The sequence below is a fragment of the Streptomyces sp. B21-105 genome (genome assembly GCF_036898465.1).
Lineage (GTDB): Bacteria > Actinomycetota > Actinomycetes > Streptomycetales > Streptomycetaceae > Streptomyces.
In genome coordinates, this window is the sequence record NZ_JARUMJ010000001.1 from 2,088,296 (window position 1) to 2,103,587 (window position 15,292).

Here is a 15,292-nt window from a genome sequence, read left to right on the forward strand (position 1 = left end):
TGGTCGTCATCGTCCCACCAGGCACCGACAGGGCGCGGCCCCCGCCCCGACACTCCGGGCGGGGGCGTTGGGCATAGCCGGCCCCTTACGCGGTCAGGTCGATCTCGACGATCGAAGACGGGCGCATGATCTCCAGACCGAAGCGGCCCTCAAACCTGAAGCGGAGCATGTTCCTTTCCCAGTCGGAGGCGCCCGTACCGACGCCCAGGGCGTTCGGGTCGTAGACGTTCTCCGACCAGTCCAGGACGCCGTCCTGACGCACCTGCAGCGTCATCTGACGCCAGTCCGCCAGGTACGCCGTGCCGGTCGTCGCCGCCTCCGTGACGACCACCGGAGCACCCCACAGGCGGCGCGCGGAGCGGTCCACGGTGGTCTGCGGGCCGCCGTAGTAGAAGCGGTTCTCGTTGTCCGCGAGGAGCTCGATGGTCTCCCAGTCGTCCGGCGTCATCACGAACGCGGCGCCGGCCATGTAGCCGTACCGCTCGAGCTTCGTCACCGCCTTGCGGGTGGTGACGAGGACGTCCGTGACGAACGCCTGCGCCTGCGAGCCGGACACGTGCCCGATGCCGTCGAAGTGCTCGCCCGTGCCGTCCCCGTTCAGGATCTCGTCCTCGAGGGCCAGGTCGAGGCCCAGGCGCATCTCCTGGTCGATGAACTGCCGCAGCGACCCGACATCGTCGAGATCCTGTTTCGCGATCGGCTCCGACAGGTGCGCGATCGTCCGCACCCTGTCGTCGACCCGCGCCAGCGTGTACACCGACGTCGGCTTCTTCGCGCCCTGGGCGACCACGGCCGCGTTGTTCGTGCGGACCGTCTGCCGCAGGTACGCGAACCGGCCCGTCGTGTTCTGCACGTTCGGCATCAGCTGGCGCAGCGTCAGCACCGGCACGTCGGAGCGGACCGGCTCCGGGTCCAGCGGGACCGACACGCCGATCGTGCCGTTGGCGAGGATGCCCTTGTAGCCCTGCGGGCCGACCTGCTTGAGGATCGTGTCGGCCCAGTCCGTGCCGCCGGACGCCTTCACCCGCGGGTGCAGGTGCGACTTGACGGCCCGGCCGCCGCCGGCGATGTCGTCGCCGAGGGCCTGCATCTGCCGCGAGATGTCCGCGTCGCTGACCCTCGCCTGCTCCTTGGCCTTGGCCACGAGGATGCGGTCCTTCAGGCCGGTGGCCTTGTCCTGAAGCGCCTTCACCTGCTGGAACTCGGCAGGGGTGAAGTCGCGGTTCGCGTCCTCGGCCGCCTTGCAGATGTCGCGGGCCTCGGTCAGAGCCTGGCGCATCTCGGCGCCGAGAAGTTCGATGTTGTCGCTCATGGATGTGTCCTTCGGGAAGTCGTGATGGCTTCCCGCACGTTCCGGAGGCTGGCCGCGCCACGAGGACGCTGGGCGGGCCTACGACGGAGGTCCGGGCGGTACCCGAACTGAGCGGACACAAGGGCTGGCGGCGACCACCGGAGGGGTCGGCCAGGGGCGGGCGACTTGGCGGACGGGTTACCCCGCTGACCGCCGCTCTGCCCCCAGCTTCCTCACTACCGGAATGAGTCGCTCGCGGTCCCAACTGCTGGCCGTCGAACTACCTGCGATCATTCTAGCCCGCGGCACCCACCACGCGGGAGACCTCCACGCCATCCCGGTACGTCGTCAGCTCCGCGCACGCACACCGGCACGGCATCATGTGCACGCGCTTCACGCACAGCCCGCCGTCCTCGACGAGCCACACGTCGCCCTGAGCGTCCATCAGCCGGCCCTGCGACGCCTCCGACGTCCAACCGCCCGGAGGCAGCGCAGAGAGCACCGCGTGCTGCACCACGACTGCGAGCAGCCGCACCCCGCCGGCCCGCTTCCCGTCGATCGCCTTCACCCTCACACTCGCCTCCACAGCCTGTAGTCCCAGTCCTGCACGTCGATCGGATCACCCGTCGCCGTCTCGTCCGGCAGCCCGTCGCACCGCGGCGGGAACACCGGCACCGTCGACTCGCGCGGACGCATCACGTCCTCGTCTTCCATCTCGTCCTCCTACGCGAACGGGTTGTCGTCGTCGTTCTTGTCGTCGCCCTGGTCGGCCAGACCGATGCGCACCCGGGCGTCCGTCGTCAGGCCCAACTCGCGGGCCCAGTAGCGCAGCTGCTGCGACGCCTCCCGCATCGCGACCGTCGCCGGGTTCTTCACCAGCCGGCCCCGGTCCATGTCCGAGCGGCCCTCGACCACCGGGCCGCGGTCCCGGACGTCCGCGGCGGCCGTAGCGAACGCCGACCACCACGAGCAGTACGCCGTGATCGCCGCGCGCTCACCCTCACGGAACCTGGTCGCGTCATGGGCGAACACCCCGGCCAGGCGCTCCCACTCCGCGAGGCCGACGTCGTCGAGCATCTCCGGCTGCTCCGACCAGTCAAGGCCGAGGCCGCCGATCTCCGCCTCCTTCGCCAGACGGACCGCCGGCTCCGGAGCCATGATCTTCAACCCGGCAGGGATCGCCGGGTCCTTACGCCGTGCAGGCATGCCGACACCCTCTCCAAAAGTGGTTCTGAAGCCCGTGAACGCCTTCCGCATTCACCGCGGCGGTCCCCCAGACGATCTGTCTGGTGATTTCAACCCCTCCCCCCGCCGGGCCAGCCGCCGCTGGTTGCCGCGGAGCGCTTCAGCCTTGGACTTCTCGGCATGGCAGGGGTCGGCGTGGATGAGTCCGAGGTTGTCGAGGTCGGCCGGCGAGCCGCCTTCGGCGACGGGCCTGATGTGGTCGAGCTGGAGGGCCTCGCCTTCGGCCGGCTCGCCGCCGCAGACGTAGCAGCAGCCGTTGTCACGGGCACTGACGCGCCTCTTGAGGCTGCGCCATGTGCCGGAGCTGATGCCGTAGCGCTGACGGATGCTGGGCCGGTTGGCCCACGCCTTCGGCTGGTGTCCGTCGCACCGTCCGCGGTTCGTGGCCAGCTCGTGGCACACAGGGTCGGTGCATCGGCTCGGTGGTGCTGTGGGCATGGCGTCTCCTCACGCCGCGTCGGGAGCTTGAGGCGAGCGAGTCGTGCTCGCGCGTGCCTGGCGTACAGCACAGTTGGGACCGTGCTGCTTGGCGCATCCGGTCCCCCTGCACACGGTGGCCCCACAGCCAAGGGGGCAGCGCAGGTATGCGCCGCGCCTCAGCCGGCGGGCGCAGGTGGAGCAGTAGCGGATGGCGTGGACCATGGGGCGTCCCTTCATGCTGCGGTCCTGCAGTCGGGGCAGCGCGGGTTCCCCTGCGCGCCGTAGCGGATGGTCGGCTTACGGCACTGGATACAGGGACCGACGTTCCGGCCGATGGGAACGGGGGTAGAGAGAGGCTGCATTTCAGCGTCCCCAGCGTCCCCAGCGTCCCCCTGCCGGTATCCGTGCAGGTCAGAGCCGGTGGGGTGGGGGGACGCTAGGAACAGGGCAGCGTCCCCCTCAGCGGTCCCCAGCGTCCCCCCGGCAGGGTGGGGGGACGCTAGCGTCCCCCCTTCAGCGTCCCCCCTGTTTTCGCTGGTCAGGGCAGGATTAGTGACGTCGGGGGACGCTGGGGACGCTGTTTCGTACCTTCTCTCTGCTGTTGCCGTCAGGGTGTACAGCCGCTGCTTCTTCGGCTTCGGCCCGCGCTTGCTGTCGTCCACCTCGAGGCCGATGGTCCGCAGGGCGGGGGCGAGGCGCTTGAGCTGCCCGCCGGCGCGGGTTGCGTCCTTGGGCCACTTCTTCGGCAGCTTGTCGGGGGTGGGCACCCGGTCGAGCAACTCGGAGGCCGTCAGGGTGACCCCGTCGGGTCCGGACTGGTCGACGAGCTGACAGACGGCCTGCGCGAACGGCTCGCCGTCGAGGACGTCGGCCACGGCGTCGCGGGCGCTGGTGCGGTAGCTGTCCATGGTGGTCCAGCCCTGCACCTTGTCGACGGCCGCCAGGATGCGGGCGAAGTCGGCCATGCGCGGGCGTTCGGTCAGCTGCACTTCGGGCAGGACCCGCAGCACCTCGGCGAGCAGGTCGAACAGGGAGGCCAGGATGGAGGGGTGCGCCTCGGCGTAGGCCGCATCCATCTCGTTCTCTTCGCGCCGCTTGTGGTCGGGGATGGTGTGCAGCTCAATGGTCATGAGCCGCTCGGCCAGGTCCCCGGCGAGCGCTCCGGCGTCAATGGTGGTCATGGCCAGCACGCGCCGGAACTCCAGGACGACGACGTCGTCGTCGGTGTACAGGGCCCGGTCGACGATGCCGTCCCCGGTGACCGCCCGGCACAGTGCGTCGGACAGCCAGTCGGGAATGATCGACACGTTGTCGAGGCACAGCGCCCACGAGTTGAACGCCTGCGTGGCCCATGACTTGATGTCCCGCGGAGCCGTGCGCTTCGGGGCGCCGGACGGGTCAATGATGCCAATGACCATCTTTGCTGAGTACGACTTGCCGGTGCCTTGTTCCCCTCGGAAGGTGAGGATGGGGTGCGGCAGGTCTGGGATGAACGTCGAAACGAGCCAGGCGACGAGCAGCCGGAATCCTTCCTCGTCGGTGTTGAGCAGGTCCTGCAGTCGGGCCAGGCCGTCACCGTCGCGTACCGGAGGCGGTAGCGGCTTCATCGCGCCGGACCTGCGGAACAGGACGGGTGAGCGGGCTGCACGCTCCCAGCCGTTCGGGGTGATGACGACGCAGCGGCCGTCGGCGTCGCCGAGGTCGACGACGACCCCGACGTCGTGCCGGGCGACCCGCATGTGCGGCACGCGCGGTTCGGCAGCTGCGGCAACGCCTTCGAGAACGGTCATGGCGTCCGCGAGAGCGGACTGAGAGGCAACTTGCCCGTTGTGCTCGTCGTTGTAGATACGGGACAGCTGGGAGCGCAGGCCGGCCTTGCCGCGCAGGGGGAGGGCGATGTTTGCCCCGTCTGTCTTCACGCCGTAGGGGCGACCGTCCTCGGACATGAACAAGTCGTAGCGCTTGCGGGCGATGGCGACGAGCTGCGCGGCCTGCGAGGGCCCGCGGCCCTTCTCCACCTCGACGCCCTCGTCCTCGACGATCTCGCGGGCGCGGTCCTTGCTGGTCTTCTCGTCGGTCACGGGGCGGCTCCGACAGTCGTGCCGCGTGCGGACGCGACGGTGCGGTGGGCTTCGGGTTCGGGCAGTCCTGCCTCGACTGCGGCGCGGATGAGGGCGCGCTCTGCGGCGCCGCCGTCGAGGCGGCCGGCCGCCGCGTGCTCGAACGCCTTGCAGGACGCCCAGTAGAGACGGCTGTTGCGCTGCCCCTGCGGGGCGTCGAGGACCAGGCGCACCAGGCCGACAAGGGCGCCCCCGCCGCTGGCCGAGGCGGCGGGCTGCCGGTAGCGGCTGGGCTTCGGCTGTTCCTTGCTGGCCGTCATGAGGTGCAGCAGCTGTTCGGGGATGGGGTGCACGGTGACGTCGTCCGGGTCGGAAGCGAGGGTGTACAGGCCGCGGGCGCCTCGGCTTCCGGGGCCAACGAGGTATCCACCGGCGCCGCGGACGTCGATACCGGGGGCGAGCTGTCCGGCCCGGTTGGGCACCTTGACGTCGGCCGGTCCCGTCCACCAGGCGTGGTAGCCGCCGCGCGGGGTGCGGATGATGACCGTGCGCGGTACGGCGATGCCCTTGCGGGCGCACAGCCTGCGCAGCTCCCACACGCCGTCGACGTCCTTCTCGGCGTCGCGGTCGAGGTCGAGACCGATCAGGAAGTGCGGCGGTCGGCCGCAGGCGATGCCGTAGCCGGTCGCGTGGCGCGCCGCCTCGAACATCATGCGGATGCGGTCCGGGTTGCTGGACGCGTCATGGATGCCGTGTCCCATCTGCCCGCACTCGCCCTTGCAGCCGTGCCCCTTGTCGTGGGGCGACTTGAGGGCGGGCAGCTTGGTCAAAGACAGGGGGATGACCCTGAACTCGTGCTGGTCTGCGGCCTGTAGCGCGTTGTCGAGGGCGTTCCGCCAGTCGCTCACGCTGCCCCCTTCGCTCGTCGGGTCTGCAGCTCGTACTCGGTGCCGCACGGCCCGGTGACGGTGCCGAGGTGGACGTGACGATGCCAGTCGCTGCACTTGGGGCAGTGCGCCAGGTACTCGACGCGTCCGCGGGTGATGAGCACCAGGGGGCGGGCCGACAGAGGGGCGGGGTCGATGGGGAACAGGCCGTCGCTCTGCGGCGGCGTCTGCGCTACGGTGGCAGCAGACCCACCGCCCGCAGCGAGGTCTTCCTGAGAACCGCCCGCCAGCCACGGGCGGTTCTCTGCGTTCTGGGTCATGCCGCGTTGCCTCCGGCTTCCAGCTGCTCGGCGTCCCACCGATCGAGCACATCGACCGGGTAGAGCGTCTGCCTGCCGCGCTTCATGGCGCCGGGGATGTAGCCGATGTGCTTCCAGTAGCGGACGGTGCTGGGCACCGTGCGGTACCGCTCTGCGACTTCCTTGGTGGTCAGGTAGCGAGTGGACATAGCTCACCTTCATTACGAGAAGCGTTGGCCGCTTCACCTGGCGATGGCTCGACGGTAGCAGCGTTGACGCTGTTCGTGAAGCTTCATATGCTTCGCCAGGTGAAGACTGATGAGATTGGGGCGACGTTCGGCGCCCAGGTGAAGCAAGCGCGGGAGTCTCTGCAGTGGTCTCAGGCCGAGCTTGCGAAGCAGCTCGGGCACGCCTTGGGCAAGGAAGTGAATGCCCTGGTCGTCACGCGGATTGAGGGCGGGAAACGACCCGTCTCCATCGTGGAACTGGTGGCGCTCGCCTCTGTGTTCAAGACGACGCCAGGCCAGCTCCTCGAAGGCGTGAAGGTTGACACGGACCACATCGAGGCGGACCGCGCCGTGACCCGGTGGGCGATGCGGGAGGCTGCCGCCCGGCGTGCCCTTGCTGATCTCGCCGGATTCCTCGCCAGCCATCCGCACACGCGGGAGACGGTCCGCGCTTCCTTGTTTCGGACGGTCGGCGAAGAGACTGACGAGATCATGCGGCGCCTCGATTCGGCTGAGATTGCGGAACTTCCGGAGGGGTGATGAGGGGGCTATGGGCACCTTCGTGAGACGGCGCCCGTAGCCCCTCTACGGGCACTACTTTGCAGGTGGGGGCCCTCTACCAAGGTCACTACCGGGGTAGCGGGCCCCCTCTACATCAGGCGCCCTCGGCGATGTCGCCGGAAGGGGTGTCCGTAGCGGGGGTCGTAGAGGGGGCGGCCTCTACCCTGCGCGCGGCGAGGAGCAGTTCCGCAGGCACTGCGGCCTCGAGGTCGGCCCGCCGGTAGCCGGCGAGGTTCTTGCCGTTGACCTTGACCTGCTTGGTGGTGCGGTCGACGCCCGCGGCGTCCAGCTCGGCGGCCAGGCGGTCGCCGTCGAAGTCGCCGTAGCGGTCCTCGTCGACGTTGACGAGCCGGTCGAGGAGGTCGACGGTGTGCATGCGGTCGGTGTGCCGCATCACGTCGAGGCAGTCGGACAGGACGGGGGCGATGGTGACGCCGGCCTGGTCGGCTGCCGCGGTGACGTCGCCGACGGCGTCCCCGGTGAGCTGGCCGGCCTTCTGCCGCAGGGCCCGGCCGCGCTGGCACAGGGCGGCGAACCCGGGGCCGTCGAGGAAGTCGGCCCGCACGGTCACGAACGACGCCGGGCCGGTGACCAGGACGCCCGTGCCCTTGTGGTCCTCGGACAGGACGGAGGCGTCGGCGCCCTGGGCGGCCTTGCCCTTGCCCAGGATCATGTCCGAGGACGTCTGGTCTACGACCTGCGTGCTGTACCGCAGGGTGATGATCTCGCGGAGCTTGGTGGGCACCGACTCGGCGTCGGGGCGCTGGGAGGCGAAGTTGGAGATGAACCCGGCGGCCGGGCCGCGGCGGGCGATGCGGCACAGGTCGTTGATGACCTGGTCGCGGTCGTCCTTCTCCATCGCGGTGAAGTACTCCTGCAGTTCGTCGATGGTCACGAAGATGACGGGCAGGTTGTAGCGCTCGACGATCGCCGGGGTCAGCTTGCCCTCCGGGCACACCGAGACGGGCAGGCCGCGCAGCAGCACGAACCGGCGCTCCATCTCCGCCAGCAGCTCCTTCAGCATGGCCTTCAGCGCCTCGACGGCGTCGTCCTCGGCGCCCATGACGAGCCGGTGAGCCACGGTCTTCATCGGCATCCAGTCGGCGCCGCCCTTGCCGTCGGCGACGTAGTGCCGCACGTAGGCGTCCAGCAGCCCGGCCGCGGTCATGAGGCGCTGCGTGAACGTCTTGCCCCGCCTGGGAAGGCCGCCGAAGAACAGCGACTGCCACATGATCGGGACGGTGATCCGGTTGCCGCGAGCGTCCTGCCCGAACGGGATCGGGTCCCACACGGAGAACGTCTCCAGCTTCGCCAGCGGCGACGGGTTCGGCTCCCCGAGGTAGGGGTCATCGTCGGCCACCCACATCGACACCCGTCCCGCGTTGCCGCCGGCCGCCGCGCGGACGCGGGAGGCGATGACCTGGATCTCGTCCACCCCGAGTTCCGCGGCGATGGCGGTCCGTTTGGCGAGGACGTCGGCGGCCGTCTTCCCGCCACCCTTGGGCAGGTCGAAGATGACGGCCCAGCCGCGGCCGTCCCGGACCGGGCCCATCACGCACGTCACCTTGGGGCCGTCGTCGTCGCCCTTGCCGGCCTTGAGCAGCCCGGCAGCACGGAGGGCGTCGTTGAGCTGCTGCGCGGACATGTCGACGCGCAGGGGCGGCGTCGGGTTGTCGAGCAGCTGCCCGCCCTCGCCGCGGCCGAGGTGGGCGAGGGGCAGCGCTATGGCGGTGGCCATGCCGGTCTGCAGAAGCGGGCCGGCCAGGTGGAAGCCGACCGCCGTGGAGACGACGGCGACGGCCGCCGAACCGAACCGCCAGCGGCGGCTGACGGTCCGCTGACGGTGCACCAGCGCGTACCGGGAGGCTGCCTCAACGTCCTCGGGCTTGGCCTGCACCAGGGCACGCAGGGCCTTCACGACGGCGGACTGGTCGTGCGCGGTCAGGGTCGGCCACAGGCCGCGCACACCGCGCCACGCCCCCTTGGTGGCCAGGTAGGCGAGGCGGAACGCGTACTTGGGGACGCGCAGCAGGTGGTAGCGGCTGTGCCACCAGGACAGCCGGCAGAACGCCCCGGTGTTGGCCTTGAGGGAGGCTGCGGAGCGGGCCCACGGGGGAAGGATCGGCGCGTCCGGCACGGTCAGCCAGTCGGCGAGCGGATTGTCCGCCCGGTCGACCGCCTCGACGACGTCGTCCTCGATGACGGCCGGCGGCTCCGGCTCGAACTTGATCAGGGAGATCTGCGGCTTGGCGTGCCCGTTGATTACGGGCCGCGGCAGGGTGTCCGTCATGCTGGGCTCCTGGTTTTCGTTACGGATTGCGTTTCGGGACCGGGCCCGGGGCGGCCGGACGACTTGGCGGAAGGACGGCCGCCCCGGGGCGTGGCTACTTCTGCTTGCGGCGCAGGGCGTCGCGCTCGATGCGCTCGATACGGCGCTTGAGGTCGGCGAGGTCGACGTTGGGGCCGGCCGCACCGCGCTTCGCCATGCGGGCGGTCAGGGCGACGATGCGCACCTTCTCGCCGGCGGTGAAGTCGGAGAACTCGATGTCGTCGGCCATGGTCACTTCCCCCTCTGGATGTCGGCCCACAGGCCGCGCAGGATGAGCAGGCAGGCGGTCGCGCACACGGCGCCGATGGCGATGGCCACCGCGAACAGCGAGGCGACCAGGCCGACCGACACCACCACCCCACCGACGACCAGCCACTTGGTGGCGTTGAACTGAGCCGTGGGCTGCTGCCCCACGGTTGCGGCCGGCTGCTGCTGGGCGTTGAGCAGCTGCTGCGCGGCGAGGATGGCGACGATCTGCCGGGTCAACTCCGCGTTGTCGGCGGCCTCGACCGCCTCGCGGGCGGCCTTCTCGATGGCGTCGCTCATGACCGGACCTCCACCACTTCGCGGCGCAGGTCGGTCGCCTCACGGCGCGACAGCCCGAGTTCGTCCTGAAGCGCCTTGATGGTCACCGGCCGGTTCGTCGAGGTGACCGCCTGCCGGTGCAGGCTGCGCGCCTTCCTACGCAGCTCAGACGGCGTGAGCGTGACGACCTCCGTGACCACCTGGCGGTCGGTCCTGGCGGGTACCGCGCTGGTCACCTTGCAGGACAGATCGGACGCCTTGGTGTCACTCCAGAACGTCCCCGACTCCAGCATGGGCACCGACGGGATGACCACCTCGAGCGGCTCCGGGGCGACCGTTTCAGAACGGATAACATCCGCTTTGATCGGCTCCTCGGTGGTCACCCCGGCGGTAAGGGCGTCCACAGTGTGGAGACCCTCGGCCCGGCCCGTGAGCGCCTGGTGGACCTGCCGCATCAGCGCGCCGAACGCCAGCAGCGCGGCAGTGGGCGGCACCGCGGCCACCACATAGTCGAGCGTCCCGGCGGACGTGCCGACGCCGGCCACGTTCAGGGCGATCGACGAGCCGGAGCCGACGACCGTCAGGCCGATCGCCCACGGGTCGACGGTGCCCGCGAGCGCGGCCCGCAGCATCAGCAGCTCCCCCGCCACGATGAACAGATCGAGGGTCGCCGGCCACGCCCAGGCACGGACTTCCTTGCCGCCCATGCCGTGGGCCAGGGCCACCTCGGCGAGGTGCGCGTAGGACAGCCAGAACGCGGCGGCCGTCAGCGCGATGATGACCAGCCCGGCTGCAATGGCCAGGGCGCGAGTCGGGTTCAGGTTCATTCGCCCACCTCCGGGGCGGCGGCGCGCACCACACGGTGCGCGGCGAGGCAGATGCCCTCTCGGTCGCTGCGGTCGACAGCGTCGACCAGGGCGGCCATCAGGGCAGGAACGGACGGGAGGGGCCGGGCCGACCGGCCCGCCGCACGGATGGCGGCGGACTCGGTCGGACGGCGCACAGGCCAGCGGGCGGTCACTGGTTGCCCCGCTCGGCGTCCACGGCGGCGAGCAGGGCGCGCAGCCGGTAGTCGAGCCCGGAGGCGGCCTTCACCATGTCGTTGTGGTCGTGGATGTCGGCGGCGGCGACCTGCTCGACGTACTCGCGGGCCAGCCGCAGCTCGATGGCGAGGGACGCCGGCGTCGGGTCGACGCCGGCCGGGTCGTGCAGCGGGCGGTAGGAGTTCACAGCACTTCACCCCGCAGGCGGATGGCCTCGGCGGCGACCTGCTCCAGCCGTTTGATGCAGTCGGCCAGGCCCTGCACGACGTGCGCCACGTCCTCGGCGGGGAAGTCGTGCTGCACGGACAGCTCCAGCGTCACGACGGGCACCAGCTCGAGGAACGGCGCCCACGAGATGCGGGCGTTCAGCATCGGCACCCAGCCGTGCGCCTCCGTCACCGCGCCGGCCTTCACCCGCACGCTGTTGTGGGTGAGGTCGTGGCGGTAGACAGGGCGGCCCATCTCCAGGCCGTGACCGACGCACCAGGCCGGCTCGTCGAGTTCGACGCGGCCGTGGTCGACCGTGTCCAGGGCGATCGTGCGCGGCTCGGCGAGGAACCGGGCCACCGCCGGGAAGTGACGGTCGACGAACTGGCGGGCGCGCTCATCCTCGTTGCTCATGCGGACCGCCCGCGGCGGGACTTGGCGGCCAGACGGCGGGCGTCCCGCTTCGACAGCGTCCCGGGCTCGATGAGGGCCTGGCGGCTGCGGTCGACGTTGCTGTTACGGCGCGGCATCAGACGCCACCACCCGTCGACGCGTTGGCCTGACGGGCACGCTGGGCGAGGTGCCGCAGCTGCGCGGCCATCGCGATGAGGTCGTCGGCCGTCTTGTCGGCCATCTCCGGGGTGAGGAACACCTGCGTGCTCTCGTCGTCCATCAGGACGTGCGCGGCCCGCAGCCGCGGGTCGGCGGCCACCGGGTCCGAGTGCAGGCGGGCGTCCAGGGCGAGCATGCGGTCGCCGGGCCGGGTGATGCAGTCGGTGTCCCAGTTGGCGTCCTCGGACCCCCAGTGGTCGATGTCCTCGGCGTGCTGCGACCAGTCCTTGACGTGGTCCTGCGTGCACCACAGCGGGCACTCGACGTAGACGATGACCTGACCGTCGGCCGGCTTGCCCAGCGCGGCCGGCACGAAGCGGGAGCCCGGCAGGGGCGAGGGCACCTGCGTGGCCAGCAGGCCGAAGCGGTTCCCGGGGGCCGTCGGCTGCTGCGGGATGGCGGGGAGGCTGGTCCTCGTGTTCGTCTTCACAGCGCCACCGCCAGTTCGCTGGCCGGGATGCCGCGGTCGGTGCAGTACTGCAGGAAGGCGGCGCGGGAGATGCGGATGGTGCCGCGGCCCTGGCCGACCCGGTAAGACGGCAGCCGGCCCGACTTGGTCTCGGCGTAGACCGTGCTCGGCTCGACGCGCAGCGCGGCGGCAATGTCCTTGACTCGGAGGGGTGCCGCAGCAGACGCCTGCGTCTGGGCAGGCGAGATAAGCTCAGCGTGCATCTGAGACCTCAACTCTTGGATGCGACGCCCTGGCGGGCCCGGTGCGGGAACACCGAGATCACCCGTCAGGGCCTTGTCATGTCTGGCTTGGCCCGATCTGTCGTACCGACCGGGCGCACGACTAGGATGTTCTAGAACACCTACAGAGTCAACAAGCCTTCCAGAACATTCTAGAAGTTAGGAGATTTCATGGCTCGTGATCTCTCGGCCCTGCCCCCCTACCAGCGCATTGCGGCGCAGATCATCGCCCGCATCGAGAGCGGCGAACTCCAGCCCGGCGACCACGTCCCGTCGGTGGCCCAAATCATGGAGACCGAGGGAGTCAGCCGGGCCACGGCCGCACGAGTCCCCGGCGTCCTCCGAGCAGAGGGCTACGCCACCGCCACTCCGGGCGTGGGGACAATCGTCAGCGCGCCGAAGAAGCTGACTGCGGGTGCAGACCGCCTCGCCAAGTTGCAGGCTGGCGGGCCAACCCTCGGCGATAACGAACGTGTGGAAATCCTCGACGCCGGGATCGAGCCAGCCACCCAAGACGTAGCCGACGCCCTCGGCCTGGATGTCGGCGCCGAGGTGATCCGGCGCCGCCGTCGGTACCTCGACAGCGCGGGCGTAGTCACGGTGTCCTCCACCTGGATCTCGGGCGCACTCAAGGACGCAGCTCCGGAACTGCTATCCGCTGAGCCTCTGCCGCTCATGACGTTCGGGCTCATCGAGGAGCGGACCGGCCGGCGAGTCGCCCGGCGCCGGGACACTGTGGCGGTCCGCCCAGTCCCCGAGGACGTCGCCGGATATCTCGAGGCAGAGGCAGGAACGATGACTCTCGCCGTGATCAATCATTACTGGGACCAGAACGGCGAGCCGACCGAGTACGCAGTCGACTACCTCGGCGCCAGCCGCGAACTGTCGTCGGAATACGACCTTGACTGACACCCAGCGTGACTGTGCCCCCGCAGTGCCGCAGGGCACAACGGGGGCACAACACTGTCTAACCCACTCAACGCGTGCCAACGCCGGCTAACGCTATTTTGGCTGGTCAGAGAGCACTTCTGGGCAATACCGCAGGTCGGGATGACCATGGCCCCACTGGTACTTCCAGTGGTTCACCGTGCTGTTCCTGACCGCGACGGTCGCGGCGGGCGTCGCCTTCCGCGCGTACCGCGGGCGCACCGCCGCTCGAGCAGCCGCCCTCGCGGGTACGGAGTCCGTCTAGGGCGACGCGTGCGTGCGGGGTGCGGCCGAGCGGTCAGTCGCCCTGTACGCGCGCGTGCAGGTGCATGTCGTGCCAGCCGTCCTGGTGGAGCGCCGCACTGCGCTTGGTGCCCTCCAGGGCGAAGCCCGCCTTGCCGGCGACCCGGCAGGAGGCCTCGTTGGCGGTGGCGTGCATCAGCTCCAGGCGGTGAAAGCCGACTTCGTCGAAGGCCCAGCGGGTCAGGGCGGTCGTGGCGCGCGGCGCGACCCCCCGGCCGCGGGCCACCGCGGTCGTCCAGTACGCGACCTCGGCCACGCCCTCGTCCAACTGAACGCCGCGCAGCGCCACCCGGCCCAGCAGACCGTCGGTGTGCGCGTCGACGACGGCCCACTGGGCGCTGCGCTCCTCCTGCCAGCACGTCCGCCACTCCTCGATCCAGCCCGCCACCTCCTCCTCGGAGTCGGCGGCCCGGATATGCCACTGGTGCATCGCCGGGTCCTGGAAGGCGGCGTGGACGGCCGGCGCGTCGGTGGCCCGCCACGGGCGCAGCAGCAGGCCGTCGCCGGTGCGGAGCACGGGCTGTGGGGCGCCCGAGAGGGTACCGGCGGGCAGAACGGGGTCGGCGGTGTAGGGCATGACCCGCATCCTTCCAAGGAGCCGCGGGCCGTCAACCGGATTTCCGCGTCGCCGCACGGGCTCGGGCTCTCGCCGGGTCCCCGCCCGGCACCCCTCGCCGTACGCTGGACCCCGATGAGACGCCGCACCCCTCCCCCGCCCTCCCCGCTGCCGCAGCGCGACGGCATCGACCCGGTGCGGGTGCGGCTGCCCGGCGAGGGCGACTGGGCCACCGTCCGGGAGCACCTGGTGGAGCGGCTCGGCGAGGCGCGCGCCCCGATCGTGGACGGGATGCTCGCGGCGGGCCTGGTCGTCGGCGCCGACGGGACGCCGGTCCGGCCCGACGCGCCGTACGTGCCGGGCATGTTCGTGTGGTTCCACCGCGAGCTGCCGGCCGAGACGCCCGTGCCGTTCCCGCTCGAGATCGTGTACCGCGACGAGCACATCGTCGTCGTCGACAAGCCGCACTTCCTGGCCACCACCCCGCGCGGCAGCCATGTCACGGAAACGGCGCTGGCCCGGCTGCGGCGGGAGCTGGGGCTTCCGGCGCTGGGCGCCGCGCACCGCCTGGACCGGCTCACGGCCGGGCTGGTGCTGTTCACGGTGCGGCCGGAGGAACGCGGCGCCTACCAGGGGCTGTTCCGTGAGCGCAGAGTGCGCAAGGTGTACGAGGCCGTCGCGCCGTACGACCCCGCGCTCGCCCTGCCCCGGACGGTGCGCAGCCGGATCGTCAAGGAGCGCGGGGTCCTGGCCGCCTACGAGGTGGCGGGCGAGCCGAACGCGGTGAGCCGCGTGGAACTGCTCGAGCACAGCGCGGCGCGGGGGCTCGGCCGCTACCGGCTGCTGCCCGCGACAGGGCAGACGCACCAGCTGCGCGTCCATCTGAACTCCCTCGGCGTGCCGATCCTCGGGGATCCGCTCTACCCCGAGGTGGCCGCCCCCGTGCCGGCCGGCGACTTCCGGCGCCCGCTGCAACTGCTCGCGCGGGAACTGGAGTTCACCGACCCGGTGACGGGGACGGAGCACCGGCTGCGCAGCGGACGCGCGCTGCAGGCCTGGGCGTCGTACGACCGCTGGGCCGCCGCACAGCCGGAAACCGCTCGGTAAGCG

Annotated in this window: 22 protein-coding genes; 3 read left to right on the forward strand and 19 right to left on the reverse strand. The window is 70.8% G+C overall.

The features are described from left to right. Positions 1–85: 85 nt before the first annotated feature. The 9 genes from QA802_RS09365 to QA802_RS09405 all read right to left on the reverse strand — a co-directional run bounded on the left by QA802_RS09365 (position 86) and on the right by QA802_RS09405 (position 6,411). Entirely contained in the window at positions 86–1,312 is a 1,227-nt protein-coding gene (locus QA802_RS09365) for a phage major capsid protein (protein WP_334519884.1), read from the reverse strand. A 274-nt stretch (positions 1,313–1,586) separates the two neighbouring features. Then, positions 1,587–1,865, reverse strand: coding sequence for a hypothetical protein (locus QA802_RS09370; RefSeq protein ID WP_334519887.1), 279 nt, complete (start codon positions 1,863–1,865; stop codon positions 1,587–1,589). Continuing rightward, positions 1,862–2,005, reverse strand: a complete 144-nt coding sequence (locus tag QA802_RS09375) for a hypothetical protein (protein ID WP_334519890.1) — start codon at positions 2,003–2,005, stop codon at positions 1,862–1,864. The genes QA802_RS09370 and QA802_RS09375 overlap by 4 nt, the downstream gene beginning before the upstream one ends. A gap of 9 nt (positions 2,006–2,014) precedes the next feature. Further along, complete coding sequence (locus tag QA802_RS09380; protein WP_334519893.1) at positions 2,015–2,497, reverse strand: phage terminase small subunit P27 family; 483 nt, start codon at positions 2,495–2,497, stop codon at positions 2,015–2,017. A gap of 51 nt (positions 2,498–2,548) precedes the next feature. Then, entirely contained in the window at positions 2,549–2,974 is a 426-nt protein-coding gene (locus QA802_RS09385; protein WP_334519896.1) for an HNH endonuclease, read from the reverse strand. 215 nt (positions 2,975–3,189) lie between these two features. Next, positions 3,190–5,037 carry an AICE element replication initiation protein gene (locus tag QA802_RS09390; RefSeq protein ID WP_334519900.1) on the reverse strand — a complete coding sequence of 616 codons (1,848 nt, stop codon included), beginning with the start codon at positions 5,035–5,037 and terminating at the stop codon, positions 3,190–3,192. After that, positions 5,034–5,924: a bifunctional DNA primase/polymerase gene (locus tag QA802_RS09395; protein ID WP_334519903.1), complete on the reverse strand. Its 891-nt coding sequence runs from the start codon at positions 5,922–5,924 to the stop codon at positions 5,034–5,036. The genes QA802_RS09390 and QA802_RS09395 overlap by 4 nt, the downstream gene beginning before the upstream one ends. Further along, positions 5,921–6,223, reverse strand: coding sequence for a hypothetical protein (locus QA802_RS09400; protein WP_334519906.1), 303 nt, complete (start codon positions 6,221–6,223; stop codon positions 5,921–5,923). The genes QA802_RS09395 and QA802_RS09400 overlap by 4 nt, the downstream gene beginning before the upstream one ends. Further along, positions 6,220–6,411, reverse strand: a complete 192-nt coding sequence (locus QA802_RS09405; RefSeq protein ID WP_184895025.1) for a helix-turn-helix domain-containing protein — start codon at positions 6,409–6,411, stop codon at positions 6,220–6,222. Before QA802_RS09405 ends, QA802_RS09400 begins: the two co-directional genes overlap by 4 nt. Before the next feature lie 63 nt (positions 6,412–6,474). Between QA802_RS09405 and QA802_RS09410 the strand changes: the two genes are divergently transcribed. Beyond that, on the forward strand, positions 6,475–6,969 hold the full coding sequence (locus QA802_RS09410; RefSeq protein ID WP_334519914.1) for a helix-turn-helix domain-containing protein: 495 nt from the start codon (positions 6,475–6,477) through the stop codon (positions 6,967–6,969). Between the two features lie 115 nt (positions 6,970–7,084). Here QA802_RS09410 and QA802_RS09415 read toward each other — a convergent pair whose 3' ends face one another. The 9 genes from QA802_RS09415 to QA802_RS09455 form a co-directional block, all read right to left on the reverse strand. Further along, positions 7,085–9,280, reverse strand: a complete 2,196-nt coding sequence (locus QA802_RS09415; RefSeq protein WP_334519917.1) for an FtsK/SpoIIIE domain-containing protein — start codon at positions 9,278–9,280, stop codon at positions 7,085–7,087. A 94-nt stretch (positions 9,281–9,374) separates the two neighbouring features. Further along, positions 9,375–9,548 carry a DUF6257 family protein gene (locus QA802_RS09420; RefSeq protein ID WP_334519920.1) on the reverse strand — a complete coding sequence of 58 codons (174 nt, stop codon included), beginning with the start codon at positions 9,546–9,548 and terminating at the stop codon, positions 9,375–9,377. Positions 9,549–9,550: 2 nt separating this feature from the next. Further along, positions 9,551–9,865 carry a hypothetical protein gene (locus QA802_RS09425; protein WP_334519923.1) on the reverse strand — a complete coding sequence of 105 codons (315 nt, stop codon included), beginning with the start codon at positions 9,863–9,865 and terminating at the stop codon, positions 9,551–9,553. Further along, positions 9,862–10,671 carry a DUF2637 domain-containing protein gene (locus QA802_RS09430; protein WP_334519925.1) on the reverse strand — a complete coding sequence of 270 codons (810 nt, stop codon included), beginning with the start codon at positions 10,669–10,671 and terminating at the stop codon, positions 9,862–9,864. Before QA802_RS09430 ends, QA802_RS09425 begins: the two co-directional genes overlap by 4 nt. Then, positions 10,668–10,865 (reverse strand): hypothetical protein, encoded by a 198-nt coding sequence (locus tag QA802_RS09435; RefSeq protein ID WP_334519928.1) that lies wholly within the window; start codon positions 10,863–10,865, stop codon positions 10,668–10,670. Before QA802_RS09435 ends, QA802_RS09430 begins: the two co-directional genes overlap by 4 nt. Continuing rightward, positions 10,862–11,074 (reverse strand): hypothetical protein, encoded by a 213-nt coding sequence (locus QA802_RS09440; protein ID WP_334519931.1) that lies wholly within the window; start codon positions 11,072–11,074, stop codon positions 10,862–10,864. Before QA802_RS09440 ends, QA802_RS09435 begins: the two co-directional genes overlap by 4 nt. Further along, positions 11,071–11,508, reverse strand: a complete 438-nt coding sequence (locus tag QA802_RS09445; protein WP_334519933.1) for a DUF6907 domain-containing protein — start codon at positions 11,506–11,508, stop codon at positions 11,071–11,073. Before QA802_RS09445 ends, QA802_RS09440 begins: the two co-directional genes overlap by 4 nt. A gap of 115 nt (positions 11,509–11,623) precedes the next feature. Then, on the reverse strand, positions 11,624–12,136 hold the full coding sequence (locus tag QA802_RS09450) for a DUF6907 domain-containing protein (protein WP_334519936.1): 513 nt from the start codon (positions 12,134–12,136) through the stop codon (positions 11,624–11,626). After that, entirely contained in the window at positions 12,133–12,378 is a 246-nt protein-coding gene (locus QA802_RS09455; protein ID WP_334519939.1) for a helix-turn-helix domain-containing protein, read from the reverse strand. The genes QA802_RS09450 and QA802_RS09455 overlap by 4 nt, the downstream gene beginning before the upstream one ends. A gap of 189 nt (positions 12,379–12,567) precedes the next feature. Here QA802_RS09455 and QA802_RS09460 point away from each other — a divergent pair, with 189 nt between their 5' ends. Beyond that, positions 12,568–13,305: a GntR family transcriptional regulator gene (locus QA802_RS09460; RefSeq protein WP_334519942.1), complete on the forward strand. Its 738-nt coding sequence runs from the start codon at positions 12,568–12,570 to the stop codon at positions 13,303–13,305. A 316-nt stretch (positions 13,306–13,621) separates the two neighbouring features. On the opposite strand, the gene QA802_RS09465 is transcribed toward QA802_RS09460, so the two are convergent. Then, positions 13,622–14,203 carry a GNAT family N-acetyltransferase gene (locus tag QA802_RS09465; protein WP_334519944.1) on the reverse strand — a complete coding sequence of 194 codons (582 nt, stop codon included), beginning with the start codon at positions 14,201–14,203 and terminating at the stop codon, positions 13,622–13,624. Positions 14,204–14,317: 114 nt separating this feature from the next. Between QA802_RS09465 and QA802_RS09470 the strand changes: the two genes are divergently transcribed. After that, positions 14,318–15,289, forward strand: coding sequence for an RluA family pseudouridine synthase (locus QA802_RS09470; protein ID WP_334519947.1), 972 nt, complete (start codon positions 14,318–14,320; stop codon positions 15,287–15,289). Positions 15,290–15,292 lie beyond the last annotated feature (3 nt).

What these genes read in the sequence shown, in the direction of transcription:
- QA802_RS09405 (WP_184895025.1), bottom strand. Translation starts at nt 6,411, where the DNA reads ATGTCCACTCGCTACCTGACCACCAAGGAAGTCGCAGAGCGGTACCGC.
- QA802_RS09365 (WP_334519884.1), bottom strand. Translation starts at nt 1,312, where the DNA reads ATGAGCGACAACATCGAACTTCTCGGCGCCGAGATGCGCCAGGCTCTG.
- QA802_RS09470 (WP_334519947.1), top strand. Translation starts at nt 14,318, where the DNA reads ATGAGACGCCGCACCCCTCCCCCGCCCTCCCCGCTGCCGCAGCGCGAC.
- QA802_RS09445 (WP_334519933.1), bottom strand. Translation starts at nt 11,508, where the DNA reads ATGAGCAACGAGGATGAGCGCGCCCGCCAGTTCGTCGACCGTCACTTC.
- QA802_RS09400 (WP_334519906.1), bottom strand. Translation starts at nt 6,223, where the DNA reads ATGACCCAGAACGCAGAGAACCGCCCGTGGCTGGCGGGCGGTTCTCAG.
- QA802_RS09375 (WP_334519890.1), bottom strand. Translation starts at nt 2,005, where the DNA reads ATGGAAGACGAGGACGTGATGCGTCCGCGCGAGTCGACGGTGCCGGTG.
- QA802_RS09430 (WP_334519925.1), bottom strand. Translation starts at nt 10,671, where the DNA reads ATGAACCTGAACCCGACTCGCGCCCTGGCCATTGCAGCCGGGCTGGTC.
- QA802_RS09420 (WP_334519920.1), bottom strand. Translation starts at nt 9,548, where the DNA reads ATGGCCGACGACATCGAGTTCTCCGACTTCACCGCCGGCGAGAAGGTG.
- QA802_RS09380 (WP_334519893.1), bottom strand. Translation starts at nt 2,497, where the DNA reads ATGCCTGCACGGCGTAAGGACCCGGCGATCCCTGCCGGGTTGAAGATC.
- QA802_RS09455 (WP_334519939.1), bottom strand. Translation starts at nt 12,378, where the DNA reads ATGCACGCTGAGCTTATCTCGCCTGCCCAGACGCAGGCGTCTGCTGCG.
- QA802_RS09465 (WP_334519944.1), bottom strand. Translation starts at nt 14,203, where the DNA reads ATGCCCTACACCGCCGACCCCGTTCTGCCCGCCGGTACCCTCTCGGGC.
- QA802_RS09460 (WP_334519942.1), top strand. Translation starts at nt 12,568, where the DNA reads ATGGCTCGTGATCTCTCGGCCCTGCCCCCCTACCAGCGCATTGCGGCG.
- QA802_RS09425 (WP_334519923.1), bottom strand. Translation starts at nt 9,865, where the DNA reads ATGAGCGACGCCATCGAGAAGGCCGCCCGCGAGGCGGTCGAGGCCGCC.
- QA802_RS09415 (WP_334519917.1), bottom strand. Translation starts at nt 9,280, where the DNA reads ATGACGGACACCCTGCCGCGGCCCGTAATCAACGGGCACGCCAAGCCG.
- QA802_RS09385 (WP_334519896.1), bottom strand. Translation starts at nt 2,974, where the DNA reads ATGCCCACAGCACCACCGAGCCGATGCACCGACCCTGTGTGCCACGAG.